Here is a 24,924-nt window from a genome sequence, read left to right as displayed (position 1 = left end):
AGGAACGTGGCTGCCCCGAAACAGGGGCGGTCGCGGGGCAAGAGATACGTCAGCCTCTGACCCTGATCCTGTTTGGATAGAATGCCATCCCCTGCGGTAAAGCGTTGGCGTGTGTCGTAACCAAGGCAGGGGATGGTATTTTCATACAGTTTCGGGCGTGGGCTTACACCCATTCCCATGGCAATGCGAACTGACCCAGCAGTTTTTCGACGGCGCTCTTGTCGACATCGTTTCTGGGTTCGATCCGGGCGACCAGACCGCGCCTTTTGTCGTCGATCACCTCGCAAACCTCGACCGGCAGGCCGGCCTCTGCCAGTGCGCCGTCGTAGACGCGCTTGATTGCCAGCTTGCGCAGGTCGGGCTTGAAGATCTTGCCGACCGCAGTCTTGGGTAGTTCGGGCAGGACCTCGATATGCTTCGGGACGGCGGCGCGCTCGTGGATATGGGTGCGGGCATGCTCCATCAGCTCGTCCAACCCGATCTCGGCCCCAGCAATCAACTCGACATAGGCGCAGGGCAGTTCACCCGCGAAAGAGTCGGGCTGGCCGATGGCGGCTACAGCAGCGACCTTGGGATGCGACAGCAGTGCGTCTTCGATCTCGGCCGGGTCGATGTTGTGCCCACCGCGGATAATAAGATCCTTGGCGCGTCCGGTGATCCACAGGTAGCCGTCGGCGTCCATGCGTCCCAGATCGCCCGTCCGCAGGAAGCGGTTTTCGGCGAAGAGGTCGTGGTTCTTGTCGGCCTCGGTATAGGTCGAGCCTTCAAAGACGCCGGGATTGGCGACGCAAATCTCGCCGATCTCATCGGTGGCGCATTCGCGGAAATCGCCGTTGCGGCGTTGCAGGATGCGCACATGGGTATAGGGCAGGGGGATACCGACCGAGCCGACCTTCTTCAGTCCGTTGATCGGGTTGCAAGAGACAAGGCAGGTCGCTTCGGTCAGCCCGTAGCCCTCGGCGATCTCGACGCCGGTCGCGGCCTTGAAGCGGTTATAAAGCTCGATCGGCAGCGGGGCCGAACCAGAGATCGCGGTCTTGAGCGACGAGACGTCGGCATCGACCGGGCGTTGCATCAATGCCGCGATGGCGGTGGGCACGGTGATCAGGAAGGTTGCCTGCCAACGCTCGATCAGCTTCCAGAAATTGTCGAATACCCCATCGCCGCGATAGCCGGCCGGGGTGGGCATGATCAGCTGCGCCCCCGAGAGAACGCAGGACATCAGCACCGGATAGGCCGCAAAGACGTGAAACATCGGCAGCGGACACATCAGCACGTCGGTTTCGTCAAACAGCAAGGTGCTGCCGAGCCAGCCATTATAGACCATGCCCGACTGCTTGTGCTGCGCGACCTTTGGCATGCCGGTGGTGCCGCCGGTGTGGAAAAAAGCCGCCACGCGATCCTCTGTCGGTTCGTCGAAGCTCAGGCGGTTATGTCGCTGGGCGCTGGCGGCGGCCTCGAAATTCAGCACCTTGGCATGATGCCGGGTGGGTACCTTGGGTCGCATCAGGGGCACGAGCAAACGTTTGACCCCGGTCAGATAGCTGCGCAGATCGACCTCGAGCACGGTCTGAACATTCGGGGCCTGCGCAACCGCCTCGGCCGCTTTCTGGGCGATGTCGGACTTGGGAAAGCTTTTCAGCGTCACCAGCACCTTGGCGCCGGTTTCGCGCAGAATTGAGGCGATATGGTCGGGTTCCAGCAACGGGTTGATCGGGTTTACGATTCCCGCCGTGGCGCCCGCCAGCAGCACGATGGGCGCCTCGATGCAATTGGGCAGCAGATAGGCCACCACATCCTGCGGCCCGACGCCCAGACTGCGAAACAGGTTCGCAGTCTCTGTCACGCGCTCATGCAGTTCGGTCCAGGACAGGGTGCGCGCCGCAGCCTTGGGCTCTGAAAATAACTGAAAGCTGATTGCCGGCCGTTGCGGAAAACGATCACGGGTCTGGGCCAGGGACTGATATACCGTATGCGGGATCTGGCGTTGCGCATAGGGCATCTCCGTCTCGACCGCATCGCGGTCTGCGACGCTTGCGAACCTAGCCATTCTAAATACCTCCGAATTCTCCCTTTGGGGCTATGCCCCGCTGAAGGCAGAATGGGCTAATATTCAGCATTCTGGCAAGCATTCCGCCACGCCAAACAAGGGCGGAAACGCAGCGTCGCAGTGCGAATTCAGATTTGGGGGATGCGTAGCGTCTGGCCGGGATAGATTTTGTCGGGATGGCTGAGCATTGGCTTGTTGGCCTCGAATATCTCGGGATAGCGATTTGCCTTGCCAAGATATTTCTGCGCAATGGCCGAAAGGGTCTCTCCCTTTTGCACGGTGTGGAACAAGGGGGTGGCCGCCGCGGGGGCGGGCGTCTCGGTGCCTGCATCCTCGGCGAGTTCGACCCGGGCAATACCCTTGATATTGCCCACCGCCAGAATCAGCTTTTCCAGCGTCTCCTGATCGCGCGCCTTGCCCGAGATGACCACGGTGTCGCCGCGCAGTTTCAGGTGCACATCCTTGCCGGTCAGGCCCAAGGCTGACAGTTCGGCCTTGAGCGCGGCCACCTTGCGATCCGTGTCGCTTTGCGCCGGCTGGGCAGGGGCTTCCTGCGCCTCGGCCTCGGATCCAAACAGCGATTTTCCGGCGTCTTTTACGAAATCCCAAATAGCCATGACCTCTCCTTTTCGGGCTGTGTCGGCGGTGGCAACGTTTCGCCGAAGCGGTGGTTCCAGACAAATTTAAGCAATCGGAAGTTGAGAAGCAGGGGCGCAGTTCCTACTTTGGACCAGTCTAGTGAGGATCGAATGCTGAAAGCAACTTGTAACCTATTGTCCGCACTGCCGGTCATTGCGTTGATGGCGATTCCCGCCGCTGCCGGTGACGGGGTATGGATATCGACCAAATCCGATGCAGGTGCCCTCGGCCGGCCGGGAAAGGTCATTTGCTATCAAACATCGATGCAGGAAAATGAGGCAGCGGTTCGTGCCACAAACGCTACCCGCAAGGCGCGCGGCCTGCCTGCATTGAAGACGAACCGCGATGTTGCGACGGCTGCGGCCCGGCATGCTTGCGACATGGCCCAGCGTAGCGTGATGTCGCATCAAGGCAGCAAGACCCGTGGGCCGATGCAACGGCTCAAGAAGGAAGGGTACAAACCCAGCCTCGCCGCCGAGAATATCGCAGCAGGCCCTTGGGGGCAGGACCGGGTGCTGGCGGAATGGGAACGCTCCCGCGGGCATTTGGCCAATATCCTGATACCACAAGTCCGGCATTACGGTATTGGCAAGGCCTTGGGCGCGGACGGCAAGACGGTCTTTTGGGCGGCGGTCTATAGCGCGCCACGCTAAAAGACACCCTGCCGCCCGCGCCGGCCTTTTGTCAGTCCAAGCTGTGCAAAGCGGTTTCTGCCTAGCCTTGCGCACTGTTCCTCTCGGCCAGACGCTTGGGTATTCATTTACCCATTGTGCCGCTCGGTCCGTGCGCCGTCATGTGTGGCGCGAGTTGAGCGGGCGAATTGTCTAGCCAGTAACCTCCAACGCGCCTTCGGTGAATTGCAGCCGCGCCAGCCGCGCGTAAAGCCCGCCCTGCGCAACCAATTCCTCATGCCGGCCTTGGGCCACGATCTCCCCATGATCGAACACTACGATGCGATCGGCCTTCTTCACCGTGGCCAGACGGTGGGCGATGATGATCGTCGTGCGACTGCGGGCCAGTTCGTCGACGGCATGCTGCACCAGCCGTTCGGATTCCGCATCCAGTGCCGAGGTTGCCTCGTCCAGCAGCAGGATCGGTGCGTCGCGCAGAATGGCGCGGGCGATGGCGATGCGCTGTTTCTGTCCACCTGACAGCATCACGCCGCGCTCTCCAACAAAACTGTCATAGCCTTGCGGCAGCAGCTTCAGGAATTCGTCGGCGTGGGCAGCGCGGGCGGCGGCCTCGACCTCGGCGTCCGAGGCGTCGGGCCTGCCAAAGCGGATGTTTTCGCGGGCCGTGGTGGCAAAGATCACCGGATCCTGCGGCACCAGTGCGATGGCTTGGCGGAAATCGGCACGGGCCATGTCGCGCAGGTCGATACCGTCGATCCGCACGGCGCCCGAATCCGGGTCCCAGAACCGTAGCAGCATCTGGATCACCGTGGTCTTGCCGGCCCCCGACGGACCGACCAGCGCCACCGTTTCGCCGGGGCGGATGTCCAGCGTAACGCCCTCCAGCGCCGAACGGTCGGGGCGCGAGGGATAGTGAAAGGTCACGTCGTCAAGCCGGATTGCGCCCTGAACCGGACGGGGCAGGGCAATTGGCTGGGGTGGATCGGTCAACACGTCCTGCGTCATCAATAGTTCGGTCAACCGCTCCGTTGCACCCGCGGCGCGCTGTAATTCGCCCCAGATTTCCGAAAGCGCGCCCACGGCGCCCGCGACCAGCACGGCATAGATGACGAATTGCACCAGTTCGCCCACGCTCATCACGTCCAGACGCACATCGCGAGCCCCGATCCACAACACGCCCAGCACGCCCGAGAAGATCAGGAAGATGACGATCACCGTCATCACCGTTCGCGTTCTGACCCGGTTAAGCGCCGAGTCAAAAGACCGTTCGGTCACGTCGTTGAACCGCGTTCGGGTGGGGCCTTCTTGCGTGAACGCCTGAACGGTCTGGGCCGAGAGCAGGCTTTCCGATGCCGCGCCCGAGGACTGTGCGATCCAGTCCTGATTCTCGCGCGACAGTTTGCGCAGCCGACGCCCCAGCACCACGATGGGCACGACGATCAGCGGAACCAGCAAAAGCACCAGCCCCGACAGCTTGGCTGAGGTCCAGACCAGCATCACCATGCCGCCGATCAGGATCAGGAAATTACGCAGCGCGATCGAGACCGACGAGCCTATGACCGACTGGATCAGCGTGGTGTCGGTTGTGATGCGGCTGATGATCTCGCCGGTCAGAACCCGCTCGTAAAAGGCCGGGCTCATGGCGATGACGCGCCCGAAGACGGCCTTGCGGATGTCGGCCACCACCCGCTCGCCCAGCCGGGTGACCAGATAATAGCGCATGCCGGTTCCCAGAGCGAGCAGGGCAACGATGGCAAGTGCCGCCCCGAAATACTGGTCCAGAAGATGGGCACCGGCGTCGAAACCGTCGACCACCCGGCGCACCGCCAGTGGCAGGACCAGGCTGATCGCCGCCGTGACCGACAATGCGATCAGTGCCGCCAGCAGCAATCCGCGATAGGGCCGGATGAATGGCCATAGCGCCCTGAGAGCACCGATGCGTTTCGTCGTCGGACGATCCACGATGGGTTGGGGTCCGCGTGCCATGTATCCTCCTGGGTGGTCCGGATGGTGCCTGTTGGCGCGTTCAGAGCGTCTGGGTGCCGCCGGTCAGTTCCAGAATGATCTCCCATTCCGCATCCGAGACCGGCTGCACCGAAAGGCGCGAGTTGTTGACCAGCACCATGTCCTTCAACCGCGGTTCGGCCTTGGCTTCATCCAGCGAGACGGGACGCAGGACACGGGCGACTGCCCGGACATCGACGCATTCCCATTTCGGGTTGTCGGTGGTAGAATCGGGGTGCGCCTCGGCCACCACCTCGCAGATACCGACGATTTCTTTGCCGATGTTCGAGTGATAGAAAAAGCCGCGGTCGCCCTTTTTCATCGCCCGCATGTTGTTGCGTGCCTGATAGTTGCGCACGCCGTCCCATTGTTCGCCCTGCGCGCCCCTGGCGATCAGGTCGTCAAAGCTGAAAACGTCTGGCTCGGATTTGAATAGCCAATACGCCATCAGCCGATCACCTTCTTCCATTCGATCACCTCGACCGAGGCGAACAGGTCCGCTGCCTTGTAGGGGTCCTGCGCCGCCCATTCCTTGACCTGCGTCAACCCTTCGGCTTCGACGATCAGGAGCGAGCCGCGCATCTCTCCCTCCTCGACCAGCGGGCCCGCCATTTTCAGGCCCGGCTGGTCCTTAAGAAAGGCAAGATGCTTTTCGCGGGTATCCAGACGGGTTTGCAGCTTGCCGGCATGGTCGCGGCAGATTACGGCGAAAAGGGGCATCATTCCTCCTTGAGCGGGCGGTTCAACAGAAAATCCAGCGCATGTTCCATGCCGATGCGGCCTTGGGCAAGACCGGCGACCAGATTCGAGATCGGCATCTCGATCCCCAGCCTTTCGGCCAGCGCGGTCACGGCGCGGGCGGTGGCGGCGCCCTCGACGGTGGTGCCGGCGGCAAAGGGCTGGTGCGATCCCAACGCCAGTCCATAGCGGAAATTGCGCGACTGTTCCGAGGTGCAGGTCAGCACCAGATCGCCCAGACCCGACAGGCCGGGCAGGGTTTCGGGCCGGGCCCCCAACGCGGTGGCCAGCCGCAGCATCTCGGCAAAGCCGCGTGTGATGACGCTGGCGCGCGCGCTGTCGCCATAGCCCGCGCCGATGGCGGCCCCGGCGGCGATGGCGATGATGTTCTTCAGCGCCCCGCCAAGTTCGGCGCCGATTACATCGGTGGTGCGGTAAAGCCGCAATGTGGCGGTCGAAAGCTGGCGTTGCAGCGCCTCGGCCGCGCCGGCATCCGCGCAGGCCAGCGTCAGGGCGGTGGGCAGGCCGCGCGCGATGTCGGCTGCAAAGCTGGGACCGGTCAGTACTGCCACTGTGGCTTGCGGGCAGGCCGTGCCGATCATGGTTGCAGGTCCGGTCAGCGTGGCAAGGTCGATCCCCTTCGCGCAACTAACAAGATTGCGGCCATCGAAACGCTTGTCATGTTCGGCTAGAAATCCGCCCAGAACCTGCGCGGGCAGGGCAAGCAGCACGGTTTCGGCCTCGATTTCCTCCAGCCGGTCGGTAATGCGCAACGCAGAGGGCAGGGCCACGCCGGGCAGGCGCGGGTTTTCACCCAAACCGGCCCATTCGATGTCACGGCCCCAAAGCGTGACCGGACCCTTGCTTGCCAGTGAAACCGCCAGTGCCGTGCCAAAGGCGCCTGCGCCGATGATAGCCACGCTCATGCCTTTGCCCCCCGTTTGCCTGCACCCAGCATTGGCGCAGCGTTCTGGTCCAACGGCCAGCGCGGCCGCGCAGCCAGATCCATGCCGTCGCGCTGGCCGGAATGAAAGGCTTCGATCCCGGCCCAGGCGATCATGGCGGCATTGTCGGTGCAAAGCCGCAGAGGCGGGGCCAGAAAGGCCGCGCCCGCATTCGTTGCCACTGTCTGCAAGGCGGTGCGCAGGGTTTCATTGGCGGCCACCCCCCCGGCCACGGCCAGAACCGGCGCAGGGGCAAGCGCCAGTGCGCGGCGGGTCTTTTCGGCCAGCACCTCGGCCACCGCAACCTGAAAGCCGGCGCAAAGATCGGCGCGATCCTGTTCGTGCAGCCCGCCTTGTGCCGTCACCAACTCGTCGCGCTGGCGCAGTACGGCGGTTTTCAGGCCCGAGAAGCTGAGATCGCATCCCGGCCGGTCCAGCAGCGGGCGCGGCAGGGCAAAGCGGCGCGCGTCCCCGCTGCGGGCGACATTCTCGACCGAGGGGCCGCCGGGCTGGGGCAGGCCCAAAAGCTTTGCCACCTTGTCGAAGGCCTCGCCCGGCGCGTCGTCGATGGTGCCGCCAAGCCGGGTGAACTGGTCTGGGCCGGCGACCGACAGAAACTGGCAATGCCCGCCCGAGACGAGAAGCATCAGATAGGGATAGGGCACGGCATCGGTCAGTCGCGGCGTCAACGCGTGGCCAGCCAGATGATTGACGCCGACAATCGGCAACCCGCTGCCTGCCGCCAACCCCTTGGCCAGCATGACGCCCGACAATACCCCGCCGATCAGCCCCGGCCCGGCCGTGACGGCGATCCCGTCAAGATCCGTCAGCCGCAGCCCGGCCTGTGTCAGTGCCTCCTCGACGCAAAGATCCAGTTTTTCGGCGTGGGCACGGGCGGCGATTTCCGGCACCACCCCGCCGAAATCGGCATGCAGCGCCGTCTGTCCCGCCACGATCGAGGCAAGGATCGTGCGGTCGTCGCGCACCACCGCTGCGGCGGTGTCGTCGCAACTGCTTTCTATGCCCAGAAAGGTCAGTCCCATGCTCATCCTTGTTCCCGCGCCGCCAAGGGCCTAGGCATTGGGCAAGTAACACCTTGTCGGGCCGATTGCCATGCCACCGAACCTTGCTCCTGTCCTGCTTCTGACCCGTCCCGAACCGGCCTCGCGGCGTTTTGCCGCAGCTCTGGCGCCTCTGGCTGTGCGGGTGCTGATCTCTCCGGTGCTGCGCATTCAGCCGGTGGCGCATGATACGGGGCGGCTGGATGCGGCACGGGGGTTGATTTTCACCTCGGTCAATGCGGTCCCGGCAGCGGGCGCGGGGCGCGCCCGTCCGGCGATTTGCGTGGGGCCCGCCACTGCCGAGGCGGCGCGCGCGGCGGGTTTCGATGTGACCGAAGGACCGGGCGATGCGGCCCGTATGATGCCGCTGCTGGAGGGGTTGGACGAGGGCTGGCTGCATCCGCATGGCGCCCATGTGGCCAAGGTTTTGCCGGTGCCGGACATGGTGGTCTATGACCAATTGCCTCACCCCCTGAACGCGGCGGCGCTGTCGGTTCTGGCCGGCGAGGCGCCGGTGATCCTGCCGCTGTTCTCGCCTCGCTCGGCGCGGATCTTGTCGGGGCAGGCGGCCGATGCGCAGGCGCCGCTGTGGCTGGCGCCGATCAGTCCTGCGGCACGGGATGCCTGGCAGGGTCCTGCCGCGCGCATCTTGCCGGCACCTACGCCCGATGCCGATGGGGTGCTTTGGGCCGTCGAGCGTCTGCTGGACACGGAACAATCCGCATGAGGGCGGGTTGAGGCGCCACGCACCGCCGACTAAACTGCCCGCGGGAGCCAGTCATGATTGCGGGCGAAAGGCGGTCCATGCCCTATGGTCGCCGGGTCGCAATACGAAAGGGAACGGGGAAGAATTGTGAAGAAGCCAGAAACCAATTCCAGCGAGAGCAAGGCAAGCCCCGGGAAAGACAGTAAAAAGAAAGCGGTCTCGGGTCCCGTTATCGACAGCCGTCCGGTCAGCGCCGGCGAAGGGGCCTTGGCCGCGCAGTCCGAACCGAAGCCGCAGATCGAATCGAAGCTGGTCGGCAGCGGCACAGGCGCCGATCCGGCCGCGCCCAAGCCCGAGGCTGGCAAGCCAGTGAGCGAATCGAAAACCGGCGCGCCACCGCCTGCAGCCCCGACTGGCCCGGCCGGCGTGCCGCCTGTCGCCAAGGTCGAGACCGCATCGACCGAAGCGCCGAAAGCCGCCGCCCCGCAGTCTCAACCCGTCAAGACCGAAACCCGTGTGGTCGAGGTGCGCAAGGGCGGTTTCGCGCCGACTTTCGTAGGTGGTGTCGTTGCTGCCGGCTTGGGCGCTGCGGCCGCCTGGTGGGCCATTCCGCATCTGCCACCCGCCTGGCAGCCGGGCGTGACCGAGTCCGCGCCGACCGAAGCGCAGGTGACAGCCGCACGCGAAGCCGCCGTCGAGGCCGCGCGCGCCGAGATACAGACCCAGGCCGACGCCTTTGCCTCCCGCGCGGCCGACGCTGGTGCCGATGCCGCACGGCAGGCGCTGGCCGATGTGGTGCCGCAAAGCGGCGATGCCGAGGCGTTGAAGGCGCTGGAGGAAAAACTGACCGTGCTTGAAAAGACCGTGGCCGATCTGGCGGCGCGTCCCGTCGTGGCCCCCGTCGTTTCAGGGGAGAACAGCGAGGCGCTGCAGCAGGTTCTGAACGAACTGACCGGGCAGATCGCCGCGCAGCAGCGGCGTATCGACGAACTCGCGGCACGGCCTGTGACCGATACCACTGCCGTCGAGCAGGTCCAGAACCTTGCCGCGCAAGCCGAAACCCTGCAAGCCCGGATCGCCGCCGCTGCCGAAGAGGCCGAGAAGCGAATCGCCGCCGCCGAGACGCAGGCATCCGCTTTGCAGGAAAGCGCCGAGGCGGCGAACCGCCGCGCTCAGGCCGCCACCGCCGCCGCCGCTCTGCAAGCCGCGATCGAAACGGGCGGTGCCCGCGATCAGGCGCTGGCCGATCTGCGCGCCGCTGGGCTCGAGCCGCCTGCCGTGCTGACCGGCGACGTGCCGACGCTGGGCCAGTTGCGCACAAGCTTCCCCACTGCTGCACGCGAGGCGCTGGCCGCGGCCCGCGCAGAGGCCCCCGAGAATGAGGGCGCGTTGGGAACCATCGGGAACTTCCTGCGCGTGCAAACCGGCGCCCGTTCGGTCGAGCCGCGCGAAGGCAGCGACCCGGATGCGGTCCTGTCGCGTGCCGATGCCTCGGTGAATGCAGGCGATATCAAGGGGGCGCTGGACGAAATCGCCACCCTGCCGCAATCCGGTCAAGCGGCGATGGCCGACTGGACCGCCCGGGCCCAATTGTGGGTCGAAGCCAATGCCGCGCTGGCCACTTTGGCCGCGGGCAGCATGTAAGGGGCGCGCCATGCTGCTTTCGGCACTGAAAATCCTGATGTTCTTCGCCATCGTGCTGGTCCTGACACTGGGCGCGATGCAGCTTTCGGAAACCGGTCAGGGCCTGAGCATGGTCTATGGCGGCACCGAATACACGCTGGGTCCCGTGCAACTGGTCATCGCGGCGGTGATCGTCGTGCTACTGGGCTGGATCACCGTGCGTATCCTGGGCCTGCTTGTGGCTTTCCTGCGCTTTCTTCTGGGCGACGAGACGGCAATTAATCGCTACTTTGCCCGTTCGCGCGAGCGCAAGGGCTATGACGCGCTGTCCGAGGGTATGCTTGCCGTCGCCTCGGGCGAGGGCAAGCTGGCGCAGGACAAGGCGGCAAAGGCGGCGAAGTTTCTGGACAAGCCGCATGTCACCGATCTTTTGGCCGCACAGGCCGCCGAAGTTGCCGGCGACCGGCGCAAGGCCGGCGAGGTTTATCGCCGGCTCCTCTCGGATCCGCGCACCCGCTTTGTGGGGGTCCGTGGGTTGATGCGTCAGAAGCTGGATGAGGGTGATACTTCTACGGCCCTGAAATTGGCCGAGAAAGCCTATGCTTTGAAGCCGAAACATGCCGAATTGCAGGATACGCTGCTGCAACTGCAAACCCGCGAGGGCGACTGGAGAGGGGCGCGGGCCGTGCTCAAGGACAAGCGCCAGCAGGGTCATTTGCCCAAGGATGTGCATATCCGCCGCGACGCGGTGCTGGCGCTGAAAGAGGCATCCGAGGTGTTGGCGCAGGGCAATTCTATCAGCGCCCGCGAGGCCGCGATTTCGGCCAACCGTGCCAGTCCCGACCTGATCCCTGCTGCCGTGCTGGCTGCGCGCAGCTATATCGCCCAGAACGACAGCCGTAACGCCAGCCGGGTGCTGCAGAAGACTTGGAGCGTGCGCCCGCACCCCTCGATCGCCGCAACCTATGCCGAGATCGTGCCCGACGAGAAACCGGCTGCACGGTTGCGCCGCTTCGAGGATCTGATGCGGCAAAACCCGGATCACGAGGAAACCCGGTTGCTGCGCGCCGAACTGTTGCTGGCCGCCGAGGACTTCCCCGGTGCCCGCCGTGCGCTTGGCGATCTGGCCGAAAAGCATCCGACTGTGCGCTCGCTTTCGATTCTGGCTGCCGTTGAGCGCGGCGAGGGCAGTGACGACGCCGTGGTGCGCGGGATTCTGGCCAAGGCGCTGGTTGCCAGCCGCGGAGAGCAATGGGTTTGCGACAAGTGCCATAATGTCATGGCGGATTGGTCCCCTGTCTGCGATAGCTGCGGCGGCTTCGATACGCTGACCTGGCGCGAGCCCGATACGCCCGCGTGGGGGGCCACTGCCTCGAATGGCGTCGAGATGCTGCCGTTGCTGGTCGGTGCCCCGCATTCCGACAAGACGGCAAGCGACATGACGACCCGTTCCGCGGCCGAGCCCCAGTCCCAGCCCAGTGCACCCGCCCCGCAGCCAGAGGCGCGCAAATCCGAAGCTGCCTCGACCCGCGTTGAAATAGCGGATGTCTCGCCCGGGATGGTGCCGCGCGAATCGGATTATCGTCGTGCCTCACCGGTGGTGAGCGGGGCCGAGCCTGCTATGACCGTCACCGATCCCGATCCGGTGCCCGAACCGGCGGTTGCGCCCGTGTCCGAAGCCCGACCTTTGATCGCCGGTCAGGGTGATATCCTGCCTGTTCGTCCGGATGTCGAACCGCCCGAGCCGGAGGAGGTAAAGATTGCGGGGAAAAATCGCTGATCCCCCTTTTCGCCCGCGCCGGAACCTGCTATCCGGCGCGGCACATAAGATGCCGGTGTAGCTCAGCTGGTAGAGCACGTCATTCGTAATGATGGGGTCGGGGGTTCGAGTCCCTTCACCGGCACCAGAAACCCCAGAGAAATCAGCGTGTATCGCTTATTTCTCTGGGGTTTTTGCTTTTGGGGCTGAAGGCAACAACGATGCCCTTCCGCCATTCGGATGCCCTGTGCGGACCCCCTTATCTTGCACTCGTAAACCGCTGACGCGCCCTAGCGCGGCCGTTGCAGGGGGGATTTTGGCAACGCGTTGGCCTCTTCGGGATAATGTCCGCGCCATTTCGGATGAGAAGAGGGTTACATGCCGAACAAAGCCACAGTCAGGGGCGTGCTGATGGACGCCACGCTTGCCCCGATCGCCGGGGGCAAGATCATCGCGACGCTTCAGGGCTCGGATATTTTCGACGGCGGCCTGCGGGTGGTGACGCAAAAGGTCGGGGCGACGACCGACGCGCAGGGCGCCTGGTCGCTGGAGCTGATCGTGAACGGCGAGGGCGAGAGCGCCGGCACCACCTGGACCATCGAGGGCTACAACCAATATGTCGCCAAGGTGTTCGAGGCGAAGTCGCTGTTTCTGGTCTCGGCGCTGGACACCACGCTGGGGGACCTGGAGCGGACCAGCGCGCAAAACCTGCGGTCGGCGCGCGAGGGCGGCGCGGCGCGGCTGATCGTCGCTGCGGGTTACGACCGCTATCTCGCCCTGCCGGAGGGCCAAAGACGCGCGAATGATCTGGTGGTGGTGAATGGACGGGAAGAGCCGCCGGCAACTTACGGCAGCGTGGACAAATGCCTTTTTGATGGGGTGGGGCAAATTTATCATGGTGATGAGCCTGCGATACTGATGGATGCCAGCGGCGCGGTGCTGATCGGAGGGCTTCCGTCTGACGAGGCACCGGCAATTGCGCGCCAGCCCGCGATACTGCCCGAGAATGCCGGCTTGGGTGACAGCATCACCTTGGATCTGGGCCGCGCCGAAGGTGTACCGACACCCGTTGCAGAGTGGACTCTGACGCTTGACGACGATCCTATCCGCGACAGGGTCGATCCCGAGGCGCTGAGCATGGAATTGTCCGAGCCGGGCGAATACGCGCTGGCGGTCAACTGGAGCAATGCTTCGGGAACCGTCGTGGCCAATCCTGCGCTGCTGACGGTTGCCGCCGCATCCGTGCCGACAGTCGATTATACGCAGGCGGCGGGCTATATTCACGCGGGGTCGGCCTATAGCGGCGCCGATACGGATGTCGCGGGGGTGAACAATGACGGAAATGGCGGCTGGAATCTGACGGTAGCGGGCACGGGCAATGCCATTGCCATGACCTCGACCGGGATCAGGTTCAATGATGGACGCTTCTTGCAGGCGTCTGCCCTTGCGCCCAGCGATATCGACGGGGCGTTCATCGTTTTGCGCATGATGATGGACCGCTATGGTTCGGGCGTGGCACAGCTTTTTGCGGCGAACCCGTCGGGCGGCAAACTGGCGATCCACGACAACAAGGGCACTTTGCAGGCACGCTATGACGACGGCGTATCCCGCAGTATTTCGCTGGGGAACGTGACCTACGGGCAGGAATTCGTCGTCGGGCTGGAGATCGATAATGCGCTGCAAAGGGTGCGCGCCTATACTCTGTCTGGCTCAATCATAACGGAAACGCCGCTTGGCACGCCGTGGTTGAATTACGTGACTGTTCGCGCTGGTCAGTTCGTTCATGGCACGCTGAGCCGCGCGGCGCTGTTCACGAAACCTGTCGGTGGTAGTTTTGCCGCGAGTTTCGAACAGGTTATCGAGGATTTCGTGAGGGTGTGAAGCTTCGGTATCAAGCAGGGTCCTGACCCAAAGGCCGCCCAATCGGGGCGGCCTTTCTACATACTCGCCCGATGTGCCGCATCACTGCGCCTGAAACCGTGCGCCTGCGCGCGTTTTTCGGTGGACATCGCGGCGATCGTCGCAAAACTGCCGGCAAGCGGCAGAGCGGAGATAACCCATGAAACTGACCATAGACGAGGCCTTGACCCAAGGCGGCGCGGGCCGCTTTCAATGGCGGCTGCTGGGGATCTTTGGTCTGGTCTGGGCGGCGGATGCGATGCAGGTCATCGCCATCGGTTTTACCGCCAGTTCGATTGCGGCAAGCTTTGGCCTGACTGTGCCGCAGGCGCTGCAAACCGGCACGCTGTTCTTTCTTGGCATGTTCGCAGGCGCCACGTTGTTCGGGCGCATTGCCGACAGGATCGGCCGCCGCAATGTGCTGTTGCTGACTGTGGCTTGTGATGCTGTTTTCGGCCTGGCTTCGGTCTTTGCGCCCGATATCTGGACGCTTATGATGCTGCGCTTTCTGACCGGCATGGCGGTCGGCGGGACACTGCCGGTCGATTACGCGATGATGGCCGAATTCCTGCCGCCAAGAAATCGCGGCCGCTGGCTGGTCTGGCTGGAGGGATTCTGGGCCATCGGCACAATCGTCATCGCCGTGACTGCCTGGCTTGCGCATCTGGCCGGTGTGGTCGAGCCTTGGCGCTGGATCTTTGCCGTGGCGGCGCTGCCGGCGCTGGTCGGGATCTGGCTGCGTCTGTGGGTCCCTGAATCGCCGATGTTCCTGTTGCGCAAAGGTGACGAGGCAGGCGCGCGAGCCGTCATCGACCGCGTGCTGACCACCAACGGTGCTCGCGCCCTGCCAGAGGGAACCCGGCTGACCGCCCCCCCGGCCCCCCGGATGCGGCTGTTCGGGCCCGAGCTTCGCAACCGCAGCATCGGCATCTTTGCCACCTGGTTTCTGGTCTCGCTATCCTATTACGGTCTTTTCGTCTGGTTGCCGGCGGAGCTGGCCAAGGGCGGATTTGGCTTTGTGCGCGGCTATGGCTTTCTGGTGCTGATGGCGCTGGCGCAAGTGCCGGGCTATGCACTGGCGGCGCATGGCGTGGAAAGCTGGGGCAGGAAGCCGACCTTGCAGATCTTCCTGGTCCTCAGCGCGGCGGGATGTTTTCTGTTCACCATCGCTGGCAGCCCATGGCTGGTTGCGGCCTCGCTTTTGCTGATGAGTTTTGCGCTGCTGGGCACCTGGGGCGCGCTTTATGCCTTTACGCCAGAGCTTTACCCGACGGGCTTGCGCGGAACGGGCATGGGGGCCGCCAGTGCCGTGGCGCGCGTGGGCGGTCTGCTGGCGCCCTCGCTCTTGGGCTATGTGGTGGCGCGGGGCTTTGGCGTGGCGATCGGCGTTTTTGCGGCGCTGCTGCTTTTGGGGGCGGTGGCCACGCTGTTCATCAGGGTCGAGACCCGCAACCAGTCCATCGTCTAGACCCGTAGCATCCAGCGCATCAACATACGGAACCGCGCCCCATAAGGCGGCGCGAGCAATCCCGTGCCGTTCAGCCGCGCCTGCCGGAACACCGGCATCAAATGCGACATCCGCTCGAAACCGGCCTTGCCGTGATAGGCGCCAATGCCACTTGCTCCGACGCCGCCAAAGGGCAGGTCGTGTTGGGCGACATGCAGCAACGTGTCGTTTATCGTCACGCCGCCCGCTGCGACCGATCCAAGCAGCAGCGACAGCGTCTCCTCATCCCGCGTAAAGGGATAGAAGGCCAGCGGGCGCGGGTGGGCAAGGATGTGATCCGCCGCCTCGCGCAGCCGATCATAGGGCACCAGCGGCAGGACCGGGCCAAAGATTTCCTGTTCGGCCAGCGCTCCTTGCGCATTCGTCACGATTATCGGCGGCATCAGGCGGTTGACGGGATCGGGAGCGGTATCGCTAAGCGGATGCAGAACCGATCCGGCGTCACGTGCGGCGGCGATCGAATCGCTTAGCCGCTGGAACTGCGCGGCGTTGATGATGCGGGTGTAATCGGCATTTGCGGCCAGCCGGGGATAATGCCGGTCGACCCAGTCGCGGGCAAGGGCGATGAAGTCGTCGACCAGGGGCCGGGGCAGCAGCACGTAATCCGGCGCGATGCAGGTCTGGCCGGCGTTCAGCAGCTTGCCGGTCATGATCCGGTCTACCGCATGCGCAAGCGGCGCGTCGGGGGCGATCAGCGCCGGGGATTTTCCGCCCAGTTCCAGCGTGACCGGCGTCAGGTTTCCCGCCGCCGTTTGCATCACCCGCCGCCCGACTTGGGTGGAGCCAGTAAACAACAGATGATCAAAGGGCAGGGCGGTAAAATCTGCCGCGACCTCTGGCCCGCCTGTCACCACCGCCAGCACATCCGTTTCGAAATGTCGCGCCGCTGCCTCGGCAAAGGTTTGGGCAAAGGCTGGGGCGTGTTCGGACAGTTTGATCATTATCCGATTGCCGGCTGCCAGCGCGTCGGTCAGCGGCCCGAAGCTTAGAAAAACCGGATAGTTCCACGGCACCACGATCCCCACCACCCCAAGGGGGCGGGGCTGGACCCAGCACCGTGCCGGCCGGAACCACAGGCCGGTTCGCGCCGGCCTGCGCCGCATCCAGCCCCGGCCGTGGCGCAGCGCGTGGCGGATGCCGGTCAGCGCCGGAAAGACCTCGGCCAGATCCGTTTCGGCCTGCGGGCGCTGTCCGAAATCGCGGGCGATCGCCTCTGCGAACCGCTGGCGATTTTGGCGCAACATCTGCCGGAGCGCGCGCAGCCTTGCGGCGCGGGTGGACCAGTCCGGCATGGGCTCGGCATATGCGGCGGTCTGGATCGAATCGAATATTTCACGCATCAAGGGCCGCGACTTCCTTTCACCCGATTGCGGGATTGTCCCCTTCATACCCCTGCGGTGCAAGCCTGCGCCTTTGGCGCATTCGTCGCAGGTCATGCGGGGATTCCGGTGGCATGGGTCGAACCATGGCAAAATTCTCTGGAATTGCCGGGCCAGCCCTTGCGGGCGGGGTCTTTCTTTGGCAGGGGGCGGATATGGCAAGCGTATCCGAACTTTATGAGGCCCGCGTCACCGCCGGCCGGCTGGAACCTGATGCGGCACAACGTGGCGTCCTTCCGGTGCTGGACAGGATGGTGCGGGAATTGGCCGCTGCGGCGCCGGTGCCTGCCGCAGTGCAAAAGACCGGCTGGCTGTCGCGGCTGCGCGGCAATGCTCCAGCACCTGCCCCGGGCGTCAAGGGTATCTACCTTTGGGGCGGGGTCGGTCGCGGCAAGTCCATGCTGATGGATCTGGTGATGGAGGCGGCGCCTATTCAGGCCAAGCGCCGTGTGCATTTCCACGAATTCATGCAGGAAATTCAGGTCGCGCTGGAGGGGGTGCGCAAGACCGGCCAGCAGGATGCCGTGCGCCCGGTCGCCAAGGCGGTGGCCCAGCAGGCCCGCTTGCTGTGCTTTGACGAGATGCAGATCACCGATATCGCCGATGCGATGATCGTCGGCCGGCTGTTTCAGGTGCTTTTCGAAGAGGGGGTAACGGTCGTCACCACCTCGAACCGGGTGCCCGAGGATCTTTACAAGAATGGGCTGAACCGCCAGCTTTTCCTGCCCTTCATCGCGCAGATCCGCGAAAAGCTGGAGGTGGTGGAGCTGGCCAGCCCCACCGATCACCGCCAGAACCGGGATGAGGGCGGGCAGGTCTGGTTCATCCCCGCCGATGCGCAAGCCCGGGCGCATATGGATGCGCTGTGGCAAGCCGAGACCGGCAGCGCGGGCGATGACGGAGCCTTGGTGCTGGAAATCAAGGGCCGCAAGGTCGAGATCCCGCAGCATGTCGGCCGCATTGGGCGGGCCGGTTTCTGGGATATCTGCGGCAAGCCCTTGGGCCCGGCGGATTATCTGGCCATGGCCGAGGCGCTGGATACGCTGTTCATTGACGCCATCCCGCGCCTCAGCCAGTCGAATTACAACGAGGCCAAGCGGTTCGTGACCCTGATCGACGCGCTTTACGAGGCCAGGGTGCGGCTTATCGCCAGCGCCGCCGACGAACCCGAGCAGCTTTATGCCGAGGGCGAAGGCGTCTTTGAGTTCGAGCGCACCGCCAGCCGTCTGCGCGAGATGCGCGACGCGGGTTGGGGCAAAGCCTAGCTGTCCCGGACCTAGCCGTTCCCGCGCAGCACCTGCCCGGCCAGATAAAGCGAGCCGCAGATCAGGATACGCGCGCCGGGCTGCTCGGCGGCGATACGGCTGACCGCTGCCAGCGCGTCCGGGGCGGTCGAGGCGACAAGCCCGACCGAGGCTGCCGCCGCCGCGGTATCTTCGGCTGAAAGCGTGTTCGGCTCTCCCGGGATCGCCACGGCGGTCAGGCTTTGCGCGACGTCGGCCAGAGGGCGCATGTAACCTGCGACGTCCTTGGTGTTCAGCATGCCGCAGACCAGATGAGTCGGGCGGCGCGCCATGGCTGACAGCGTCGCCGCCACGGCCTCGCCCCCGGCCGGGTTGTGGCCGCCGTCCAGCCATAGTTCGCATTGACCCGCCGCCTCGACCAGCGGACCATGGGTCAGGTGCTGCATGCGGGCCGGCCATTCCGCCTCGACCACGGCGGCGCGGGCCTCGATGCGGCCAAAGCCCAGTTCGCGCAATGCGGCGATGGCGGTGCCGGCATTCACGATCTGATGCGGACCCGGCAGGCTGGGCAGGGGCAGGTCCATCAGCCCGTGGTCGTCCTGATAGATCAGGCTGTCGCCTTCGCGCCTGCTGTCCCAGTCCTGCCGGGCGATGCGCAGCGGGGCGAAAAGCCGCTCGGCCTTTTTCTCGATCACCTCGCGGGCGATGGGGTCTTGCGGCGCGACGATGCAGGGCACGCGGCGCTTGATGATCCCGGCCTTTTCGCTGGCGATCTCGGCCAGCGTTTCGCCCAGATATTGCGTGTGGTCGATGCTGATCGGCGTGATGACGCTCAGTCGCGGAGTTTCGATCACGTTGGTCGCATCCAGCCTGCCGCCCAAGCCCACCTCCAGCAGCGTGTAATCCGCAGGGGTGCGCGAAAAGGCAAGAAAGGCCGCCGCCGTGGTGATCTCGAAGAACGTGATCGGCGCGCCGGCGTTCGCGGCTTCGCATTCCTCCAGCGCGGCGGCCAGCGCGGCTTCCGGGATCAGCTCGCCCGCCACCCGGATACGCTCGTGGAACTGCGCAAGATGCGGCGAGGTATAGGCGTGGACGCGCCGGCCCGCCGATTCCAGCCCGGCGCGGATCATCGCCTGCGTCGAACCCTTGCCGTTGGTCCCGGCGATGTGGATCACCGGCGGGATATGGCGTTCGGGGTTCCCCAACGCGGCAAGAATGCGATGCATCCGGTCCAGCGACAGGTCGATGACCTTGGGGTGCAACTGCATGAGCCGCGCAAGAATGGCGTCCGAGGAGGTCATCGTGATATCGCTTCGATCAGGCAGCGGGGCTGTCGGCGGTCTCGGTGCGGGGGGCGGCGATGTTGCCGGGCGCGGGCAGATCGCCCACCACCGGCGCGGGCAGCCCGCCCAGCATCCGCAGGATCGAGATCAGCTCTTCCCGCAGCTTTTTGCGATGCGTCACCCGGTCCAGCATGCCGTGTTCCAGCAGGTATTCGGCGCGCTGGAAACCCTCGGGCAGCTTTTCGCGGATGGTCTGCTCGATCACGCGCGGCCCGGCAAAGCAGATCAGCGCATTGGGTTCGGAGATGTGGATATCGCCCAGCATGGCGTAGGACGCGGTGACGCCCCCGGTCGTGGGATGGGTCAGCACGACGATATAGGGCAGGTGGGCCTCTTTCAGCATCTGCACGGCGACGGTGGTGCGCGGCATCTGCATCAGGCTGAGGATGCCCTCTTGCATGCGCGCGCCGCCGGCTGCGGAAAACAGCACCAGGGGGCGCTTCAGTTTTACCGCGCGTTCGGCTGCCGCAATGATGGCGTTGCCCACATACATGCCCATCGAGCCGCCCATGAAGGAAAAATCCTGCGCGGCGGCGACGATGGGGGTGCGGCCGATTTCGCCCTCGGCGACCAGCATGGCCTCTTTCTCGCCAGTGGATTTTTGCGCGGCTTTCATGCGGTCGGGGTATTTCTTCTGGTCGCGAAAGCCCAAGGGGTCGGCTGCGGGTTCGGGCACCTTCACCTCGACGAAGACGCCGCCGTCGAACAGCGCGGAAAAGCGCATCCGGGGCGAAATCGCCAGATGATGGTCGCAATTCGTGCAGACGTTCAGGTTTTCGGATAATTCGCGGTGGAACAACATGGTCCCGCACTCCGGGCACTTGGTCCACAGGTTCTCGGGCACCTCGCGGCGCGAGAACAGCGAATTGATGCGCGGACGGACATAATTGGTAATCCAGTTCATCGGCGGGCCTCTGCGCTGCGTTCAGCCCGTCAGATAGGCAAAGCGGTGCGGAATTGCAATTCCACGCTGTCCGGGCTTTCATGCGAATATGTGGACTGAAGCCCTTGTGTTCATGCATTACGCTGCTGCGCTGGCCGTTTCGGTCCGCGTGCTGCTGCGTCCCCGGCTGGAGCCGACTGTCCGCCTGTCATGGATTTTGGTGATCGAGCTGGTGCCGCTGGTCGGTATCCTGGCCTATATCCTCTTTGGCGAGATTCGCATGCGCGGCGCCGAGGTCGAGACCATGGCCAACGTCCGCTCGCACCTGTCCGGCCTGTGGCAACCCAGCCCCGAAGAACTGAAGCACCTGCCGGATTTTGCAGCACCCGTCATCAAGGCGAATCATGCCACGACCGGGTTCGCGGCCGTCGCAGGCAACCGCGCGGCCCTGCTGCCCGAAGATGACAACGCCATCGCCGCGTTGGTCGATGCCATCGACGGCGCGACCGAGCATGTGCATATGCTGTTTTATATCTGGCTGGACGACCCCTCGGGCCGCGCGGTGGCCGAGGCCGCCGCACGGGCTGCCCTGCGCGGCGTCAAGGTGCGGGCGATCATCGACGCTTTCGGCTCTCGCGCCTTCGGCCGTTCGGACGCATGGGCGCGCATGAAGGATGCCGGCGTGGAATGTGTCGAGGCGTTTCCGCTGAGCATCCCGGTGATCGGTGGGTTGTTTCAGCGCATGGACTTGCGCAACCACCGCAAGATCGTGGTGATCGACCATGGACTGGGCTTTACCGGCAGCCGCAACTGCTCGGACCGCGCCTTTGCCATCAAACCCCGCTTCGCACCATGGATCGACGTTTTCCTGGCCATCGAGGGGCCGGTCGTGCGACAGATGCAGGCAGTCTTTTTGCAGGACTGGATGAGCTATACTGGCGAGGATCTGGGCGAGATGCTGCGCATGACCCGCCCCGTCACCGCCCCGGGCGAGGTGGCGCAGGTCGTCGCCACCGGGCCTGACGAACGCAAGGGCTCGCTGTCGGACTGCATGGTGACGATGGTTCATGCGGCGCGAGAGCGGCTGGTTATCACCACCCCTTACTACGTCCCTGATTCCTCGTTGGATTCGGCGATCCGCACGGCGGCCCGGCGCGGCGTCGACGTGACCGTGATCCTGCCCGAGCGCAATGATTCGCTGGTGGTGCAGGCCACGTCCGAGGGGTTCTATTACGGGCTGGTCTCGGCCGGGGTCAGGCTGATGTTGTTTCAGGGCGGGCTTTTGCATTCCAAGATCATCACCACCGACGGCCGCATGACCATGCTGGGCAGCGCCAACATGGACCGCCGCAGCTTTGAACTGAATTACGAGATGAACATGCTGTTTCTGGGCGGCGACATCACCGATCGTCTGGATGAACGCCAGCAAAGCTATATCGACCGCGCCCGCCCGATCCGGCTGGACGAGATCCGTGGCTGGTCTGTCTGGCGCCGGCTGCGCAACAATCTTTTGGCGCTGGCAGCGCCGATCCTGTGACGGAGGTTTCGATGACCGGACTGGGCAAGGAAAAGATCGTGGACGGCGCCCCGGCGCTGGCAACCGCCGAATTGCGCGCCGCGCTGGCCGACCTGCCGGAATGGCGGCTTGCGCAGGATGGCAAGTCGATCCGCCGCGATTGGCGCTTCAAAAGCTTCAAGCGCGCCGCGCAACTGGCCAATCTTGCCGCATGGCAGGCCGAGGCCGCCAACCATCATCCCGACATCGCCTTTGGCTGGGGGTTTGCCAGCGTCACCTATGCGACCCATTCGGCGGGTGGCGTAACCATGAACGATCTGATCATGGCCGCCCGTCTGGACGCCGCAACCGGGTGACCGTCGCGGACTGAGGACTGCGGGCGGCGCTTGGGGCCGAAGCCCTTGTCCCACGGGCGGGCGGGGCTTATCCAGAATTAGCCAGAGGACACAGCCATGAAAAACAGCCGTTTCGACAAGTCGCGCCTGCCCAGCCGCCATGTCACCGAAGGCCCGGCCCGCGCCCCGCATCGCAGCTATTTCTATGCCATGGGAATATCCGAAGACGAGATCCATTCCCCTTGGGTGGGCGTCGCCACCTGCTGGAACGAGGCCGCCCCCTGCAACATCGCCTTGGCCCGTCAGGCGCAATCCGTCAAACAGGGTGTGAAAAAGGGCGGCGGCTGTCCGCGCGAGTTCACCACCATCACCGTCACCGACGGCATCGCCATGGGGCATGAGGGGATGCGCTCCAGCCTCGCGTCGCGCGATGCCATCGCCGACACGGTCGAACTGACCATGCGCGGCCATTGCTATGACGCGCTGGTCGGGCTGGCGGGGTGCGACAAATCGCTGCCGGGCATGATGATGGCCATGGTGCGGCTGAACGTGCCCTCGGTGTTCATCTATGGCGGCTCGATCCTGCCGGGCAAGCTGAACGGCAGGGACGTCGTCGTGCAGGACGTGTTCGAGGCCGTGGGCCAGCACGCGGCCGGCAAGATGTCGGATGCCGAACTGGAAATTCTTGAGCGCGTGGCCTGTCCCTCGGCCGGGGCCTGCGGCGGGCAATATACCGCGAACACCATGGCCTGCGTGTCAGAAGCCATCGGGCTGGCGTTGATGAACAGCTCGGGCGCGCCGGCGCCCTATGAATCGCGCGATCAATACGGGCTGGCCTCGGGCGAGGCGGTGATGACCCTGATCGAAAAGAACATCCGCGCTCGCGACGTGGTGACCCGCAAGTCGCTGGAGAATGCCGCCCGGGTGGTGGCCTGCACTGGCGGCTCGACCAATGCCGGGCTGCACCTGCCCGCCATCGCGCATGAAGCCGGCATCCCCTTTGACCTGTTCGACGTCTGCGACGTGTTCCGCGACACGCCCTATTTCGTGAACCTGCGGCCGGGGGGCGATTACGTCGCCAAGGACCTGTTCGAGGCTGGCGGCGTTCCCGTCGTCATGCGCGAGCTGCGTCGCGCCGGCCTGATCCACGAGGATTGCATCACTGCATCGGGCCGCACCATGGGCGAGGAACTGGATCTGGTCGATCGCGAGATCGACGGCAAGGTCATCCATTCGGTGGCCGCACCGCTGTCGCGAACCGGCGGTGTCGTCGGGCTAAAGGGCAATCTTGCGCCTGATGGGGCCATCGTGAAAGTCGCCGGCATCACGCCCGAACATCAGGTCTTTACCGGCCCGGCCCGCGTGTTCGAATGCGAGGAAGAGGCTTTCGAGGCCGTCACCCGCCGCGACTACAGCGAGGGCTGCGTCATCGTGATCCGCAACGAAGGCCCGGCGGGCGGACCCGGCATGCGCGAGATGCTGGCGACCACCGCGGCATTGTCGGGGCAGGGCATGGGCAAAAAGGTGGCCTTGATCACCGATGGCCGGTTTTCCGGCGCGACACGCGGTTTCTGCGTCGGCCATGTCGGCCCCGAGGCGGCGCATGGCGGACCCATCGCCCTGATCCGCGACGGCGACATGATCACCATCGACGCGCTCAGGGGCGAGATTTCGGTGGCCTTGCCGGACGAGGAGCTGGCCCGTCGCCGTGCGGAATGGGCCGGGCCGCGCAAGACCGACTATGCCGCTGGGGTGCTGTGGAAATATGCGCAATTGGTTGGTAAGGCCCGGTATGGCGCCGTCACCCATCCGGGGGCTGCGGCCGAAACCCATGTCTATATGGATCAATAACAGGCGGACGCATGGCAATACGCCCTCGCAAATGGCTTGAACGCAAGGCGCGCGAACAGGTGCTGCGGCAATGGACGGCACTGGCCAACGGGGTCGAGGCGCTTGGCCCCGCCAGCCTGCGCCATCTGCGCAGCGAAGCGCTGGACCTGCGCGGCAATCTGAACCGTTTTCTGACCGGGGCCGACCGTCATGCGGTGCGTTCTCGCGCGGCGCTGGATGCGCTGCATCTGCCGGGTGGCACGGATTGGCGCTGGCGCCCAGCTTTCATGGCCGGACGGATCTCGCCCCGCGGTCTGGTCGCCCCCGAAAGCGGCGGCCTGCTTTGCGATGGCGCGGCGGTTTGGCATGATTGCCCCGAACGGGCACTGATTCTGGAGCAAATCGTCACGTCCGGCGCAACCGAGCTGTCACCCTTTGGCATCCGGCTGGAGGGTTTTGGCTTTTCCGGCAGCTTCCTGTCGCTGTCGGTCGATCTGCCGGCGAGCGTGTTGCAGGGGCTGACCCGCAGCCACATTCTGCGACTTGAGACGGGAATCTCGGCCGAACGTGCGGCCTGCGTCTATGCGCGCCTGAACATCGGCCATGGCCCGAATATCGACGAAATCACGCTGCAACTGCCCGGTTTCGAGCCAGGCGTCTACAGCCAGCAAGTCACCGAGTTCGACTTGGCCTATACTCAGTTGAATGAGAAGCGGCTGGAAAAAATCTGGCTGGATCTGATCTTTGAAGCCCCCCGTATGAACGCGGTCGAAATCCGCGAACTGTTTGTCTCGCGTCATCTTCGGGCCGAGTTCTGACCAAGGAATTTCCC

General features: G+C 64.7%; 21 protein-coding genes and 1 tRNA gene. 12 read left to right on the top strand and 10 right to left on the bottom strand.

The window, feature by feature from the left end; genetic code table 11:
- Positions 1–163: 163 nt before the first annotated feature.
- Positions 164–2,050 (bottom strand): acyl-CoA synthetase, encoded by a 1,887-nt coding sequence (locus JWJ88_RS06655; RefSeq protein ID WP_205293331.1) that lies wholly within the window; start codon positions 2,048–2,050, stop codon positions 164–166.
- 128 nt (positions 2,051–2,178) lie between these two features.
- Positions 2,179–2,667 (bottom strand): peptidoglycan-binding protein LysM, encoded by a 489-nt coding sequence (lysM, locus tag JWJ88_RS06650; RefSeq protein WP_205293330.1) that lies wholly within the window; start codon positions 2,665–2,667, stop codon positions 2,179–2,181.
- Positions 2,668–2,799: 132 nt separating this feature from the next.
- Here lysM and JWJ88_RS06645 point away from each other — a divergent pair, with 132 nt between their 5' ends.
- Positions 2,800–3,342, top strand: a complete 543-nt coding sequence (locus tag JWJ88_RS06645) for a CAP domain-containing protein (RefSeq protein WP_240200116.1) — start codon at positions 2,800–2,802, stop codon at positions 3,340–3,342.
- 171 nt (positions 3,343–3,513) lie between these two features.
- Here JWJ88_RS06645 and JWJ88_RS06640 read toward each other — a convergent pair whose 3' ends face one another.
- The 5 genes from JWJ88_RS06640 to tsaD are packed head-to-tail and all read right to left on the bottom strand — an operon-like array spanning position 3,514 to position 8,056.
- Positions 3,514–5,307: an ABC transporter transmembrane domain-containing protein gene (locus tag JWJ88_RS06640; RefSeq protein WP_205293329.1), complete on the bottom strand. Its 1,794-nt coding sequence runs from the start codon at positions 5,305–5,307 to the stop codon at positions 3,514–3,516.
- Between the two features lie 40 nt (positions 5,308–5,347).
- Positions 5,348–5,773 carry an EVE domain-containing protein gene (locus JWJ88_RS06635; RefSeq protein ID WP_205293328.1) on the bottom strand — a complete coding sequence of 142 codons (426 nt, stop codon included), beginning with the start codon at positions 5,771–5,773 and terminating at the stop codon, positions 5,348–5,350.
- The gene (locus JWJ88_RS06630) at positions 5,773–6,045 is read right to left on the bottom strand and encodes a YciI family protein (RefSeq protein WP_407673843.1); all 273 of its coding nucleotides are present in this window, start codon (positions 6,043–6,045) and stop codon (positions 5,773–5,775) included. Before JWJ88_RS06630 ends, JWJ88_RS06635 begins: the two co-directional genes overlap by 1 nt.
- Positions 6,045–6,989, bottom strand: a complete 945-nt coding sequence (locus tag JWJ88_RS06625; protein ID WP_205293326.1) for an NAD(P)H-dependent glycerol-3-phosphate dehydrogenase — start codon at positions 6,987–6,989, stop codon at positions 6,045–6,047. The genes JWJ88_RS06630 and JWJ88_RS06625 overlap by 1 nt, the downstream gene beginning before the upstream one ends.
- A complete protein-coding gene (gene tsaD / locus JWJ88_RS06620; RefSeq protein WP_205293325.1) occupies positions 6,986–8,056 on the bottom strand; it encodes a tRNA (adenosine(37)-N6)-threonylcarbamoyltransferase complex transferase subunit TsaD in 1,071 nt (356 codons plus the stop codon). Before tsaD ends, JWJ88_RS06625 begins: the two co-directional genes overlap by 4 nt.
- 64 nt (positions 8,057–8,120) lie before the next feature.
- Here tsaD and JWJ88_RS06615 point away from each other — a divergent pair, with 64 nt between their 5' ends.
- The 6 genes from JWJ88_RS06615 to JWJ88_RS06590 all read left to right on the top strand — a co-directional run bounded on the left by JWJ88_RS06615 (position 8,121) and on the right by JWJ88_RS06590 (position 15,523).
- Positions 8,121–8,795 (top strand): uroporphyrinogen-III synthase, encoded by a 675-nt coding sequence (locus JWJ88_RS06615; protein ID WP_205293324.1) that lies wholly within the window; start codon positions 8,121–8,123, stop codon positions 8,793–8,795.
- Between the two features lie 126 nt (positions 8,796–8,921).
- Positions 8,922–10,418 carry a COG4223 family protein gene (locus JWJ88_RS06610; RefSeq protein WP_205293323.1) on the top strand — a complete coding sequence of 499 codons (1,497 nt, stop codon included), beginning with the start codon at positions 8,922–8,924 and terminating at the stop codon, positions 10,416–10,418.
- Positions 10,419–10,428: 10 nt separating this feature from the next.
- Entirely contained in the window at positions 10,429–12,177 is a 1,749-nt protein-coding gene (locus JWJ88_RS06605) for a heme biosynthesis protein HemY (protein WP_240200115.1), read from the top strand.
- A gap of 51 nt (positions 12,178–12,228) precedes the next feature.
- Positions 12,229–12,304, top strand: a tRNA-Thr gene (locus JWJ88_RS06600).
- Positions 12,305–12,534: 230 nt separating this feature from the next.
- Complete coding sequence (locus tag JWJ88_RS21725) at positions 12,535–14,037, top strand: immunoglobulin domain-containing family protein (RefSeq protein ID WP_240200114.1); 1,503 nt, start codon at positions 12,535–12,537, stop codon at positions 14,035–14,037.
- 178 nt (positions 14,038–14,215) lie between these two features.
- The gene (locus JWJ88_RS06590) at positions 14,216–15,523 is read left to right on the top strand and encodes an MFS transporter (RefSeq protein WP_205293321.1); all 1,308 of its coding nucleotides are present in this window, start codon (positions 14,216–14,218) and stop codon (positions 15,521–15,523) included.
- Here the strand turns inward: JWJ88_RS06590 and JWJ88_RS06585 are convergent.
- Positions 15,520–16,902 carry a coniferyl aldehyde dehydrogenase gene (locus JWJ88_RS06585; protein WP_205293320.1) on the bottom strand — a complete coding sequence of 461 codons (1,383 nt, stop codon included), beginning with the start codon at positions 16,900–16,902 and terminating at the stop codon, positions 15,520–15,522. The genes JWJ88_RS06590 and JWJ88_RS06585 overlap by 4 nt on opposite strands.
- A 194-nt stretch (positions 16,903–17,096) precedes the next feature.
- On the opposite strand from JWJ88_RS06585, the gene zapE reads away from it, so the two are divergent.
- On the top strand, positions 17,097–18,206 hold the full coding sequence (gene zapE, locus JWJ88_RS06580) for a cell division protein ZapE (protein WP_205293319.1): 1,110 nt from the start codon (positions 17,097–17,099) through the stop codon (positions 18,204–18,206).
- A gap of 11 nt (positions 18,207–18,217) precedes the next feature.
- Here the strand turns inward: zapE and JWJ88_RS06575 are convergent, their stop codons facing one another.
- Both JWJ88_RS06575 and accD read right to left on the bottom strand, forming a co-directional pair.
- Positions 18,218–19,486, bottom strand: coding sequence for a bifunctional folylpolyglutamate synthase/dihydrofolate synthase (locus tag JWJ88_RS06575; RefSeq protein WP_205293318.1), 1,269 nt, complete (start codon positions 19,484–19,486; stop codon positions 18,218–18,220).
- Positions 19,487–19,502: 16 nt separating this feature from the next.
- Complete coding sequence (accD, locus tag JWJ88_RS06570; protein ID WP_205293317.1) at positions 19,503–20,432, bottom strand: acetyl-CoA carboxylase, carboxyltransferase subunit beta; 930 nt, start codon at positions 20,430–20,432, stop codon at positions 19,503–19,505.
- Positions 20,433–20,544: 112 nt separating this feature from the next.
- Between accD and cls the strand changes: the two genes are divergently transcribed.
- From cls to JWJ88_RS06550, 4 genes are all read left to right on the top strand, one after another.
- Entirely contained in the window at positions 20,545–21,948 is a 1,404-nt protein-coding gene (gene cls / locus JWJ88_RS06565; RefSeq protein WP_240200113.1) for a cardiolipin synthase, read from the top strand.
- Between the two features lie 11 nt (positions 21,949–21,959).
- Positions 21,960–22,283: a 4a-hydroxytetrahydrobiopterin dehydratase gene (locus tag JWJ88_RS06560; RefSeq protein ID WP_205293315.1), complete on the top strand. Its 324-nt coding sequence runs from the start codon at positions 21,960–21,962 to the stop codon at positions 22,281–22,283.
- A gap of 96 nt (positions 22,284–22,379) precedes the next feature.
- On the top strand, positions 22,380–24,113 hold the full coding sequence (gene ilvD / locus JWJ88_RS06555) for a dihydroxy-acid dehydratase (protein ID WP_205293314.1): 1,734 nt from the start codon (positions 22,380–22,382) through the stop codon (positions 24,111–24,113).
- 11 nt (positions 24,114–24,124) lie between these two features.
- Positions 24,125–24,910 (top strand): DUF6478 family protein, encoded by a 786-nt coding sequence (locus tag JWJ88_RS06550; RefSeq protein WP_205293313.1) that lies wholly within the window; start codon positions 24,125–24,127, stop codon positions 24,908–24,910.
- The last annotated feature ends 14 nt before the right edge of the window (positions 24,911–24,924 follow it).

Source organism: Paracoccus methylovorus (assembly GCF_016919705.1).
Classification (GTDB): domain Bacteria; phylum Pseudomonadota; class Alphaproteobacteria; order Rhodobacterales; family Rhodobacteraceae; genus Paracoccus; species Paracoccus methylovorus.
This window is presented reverse-complemented; position numbering and strand designations above follow the sequence as displayed.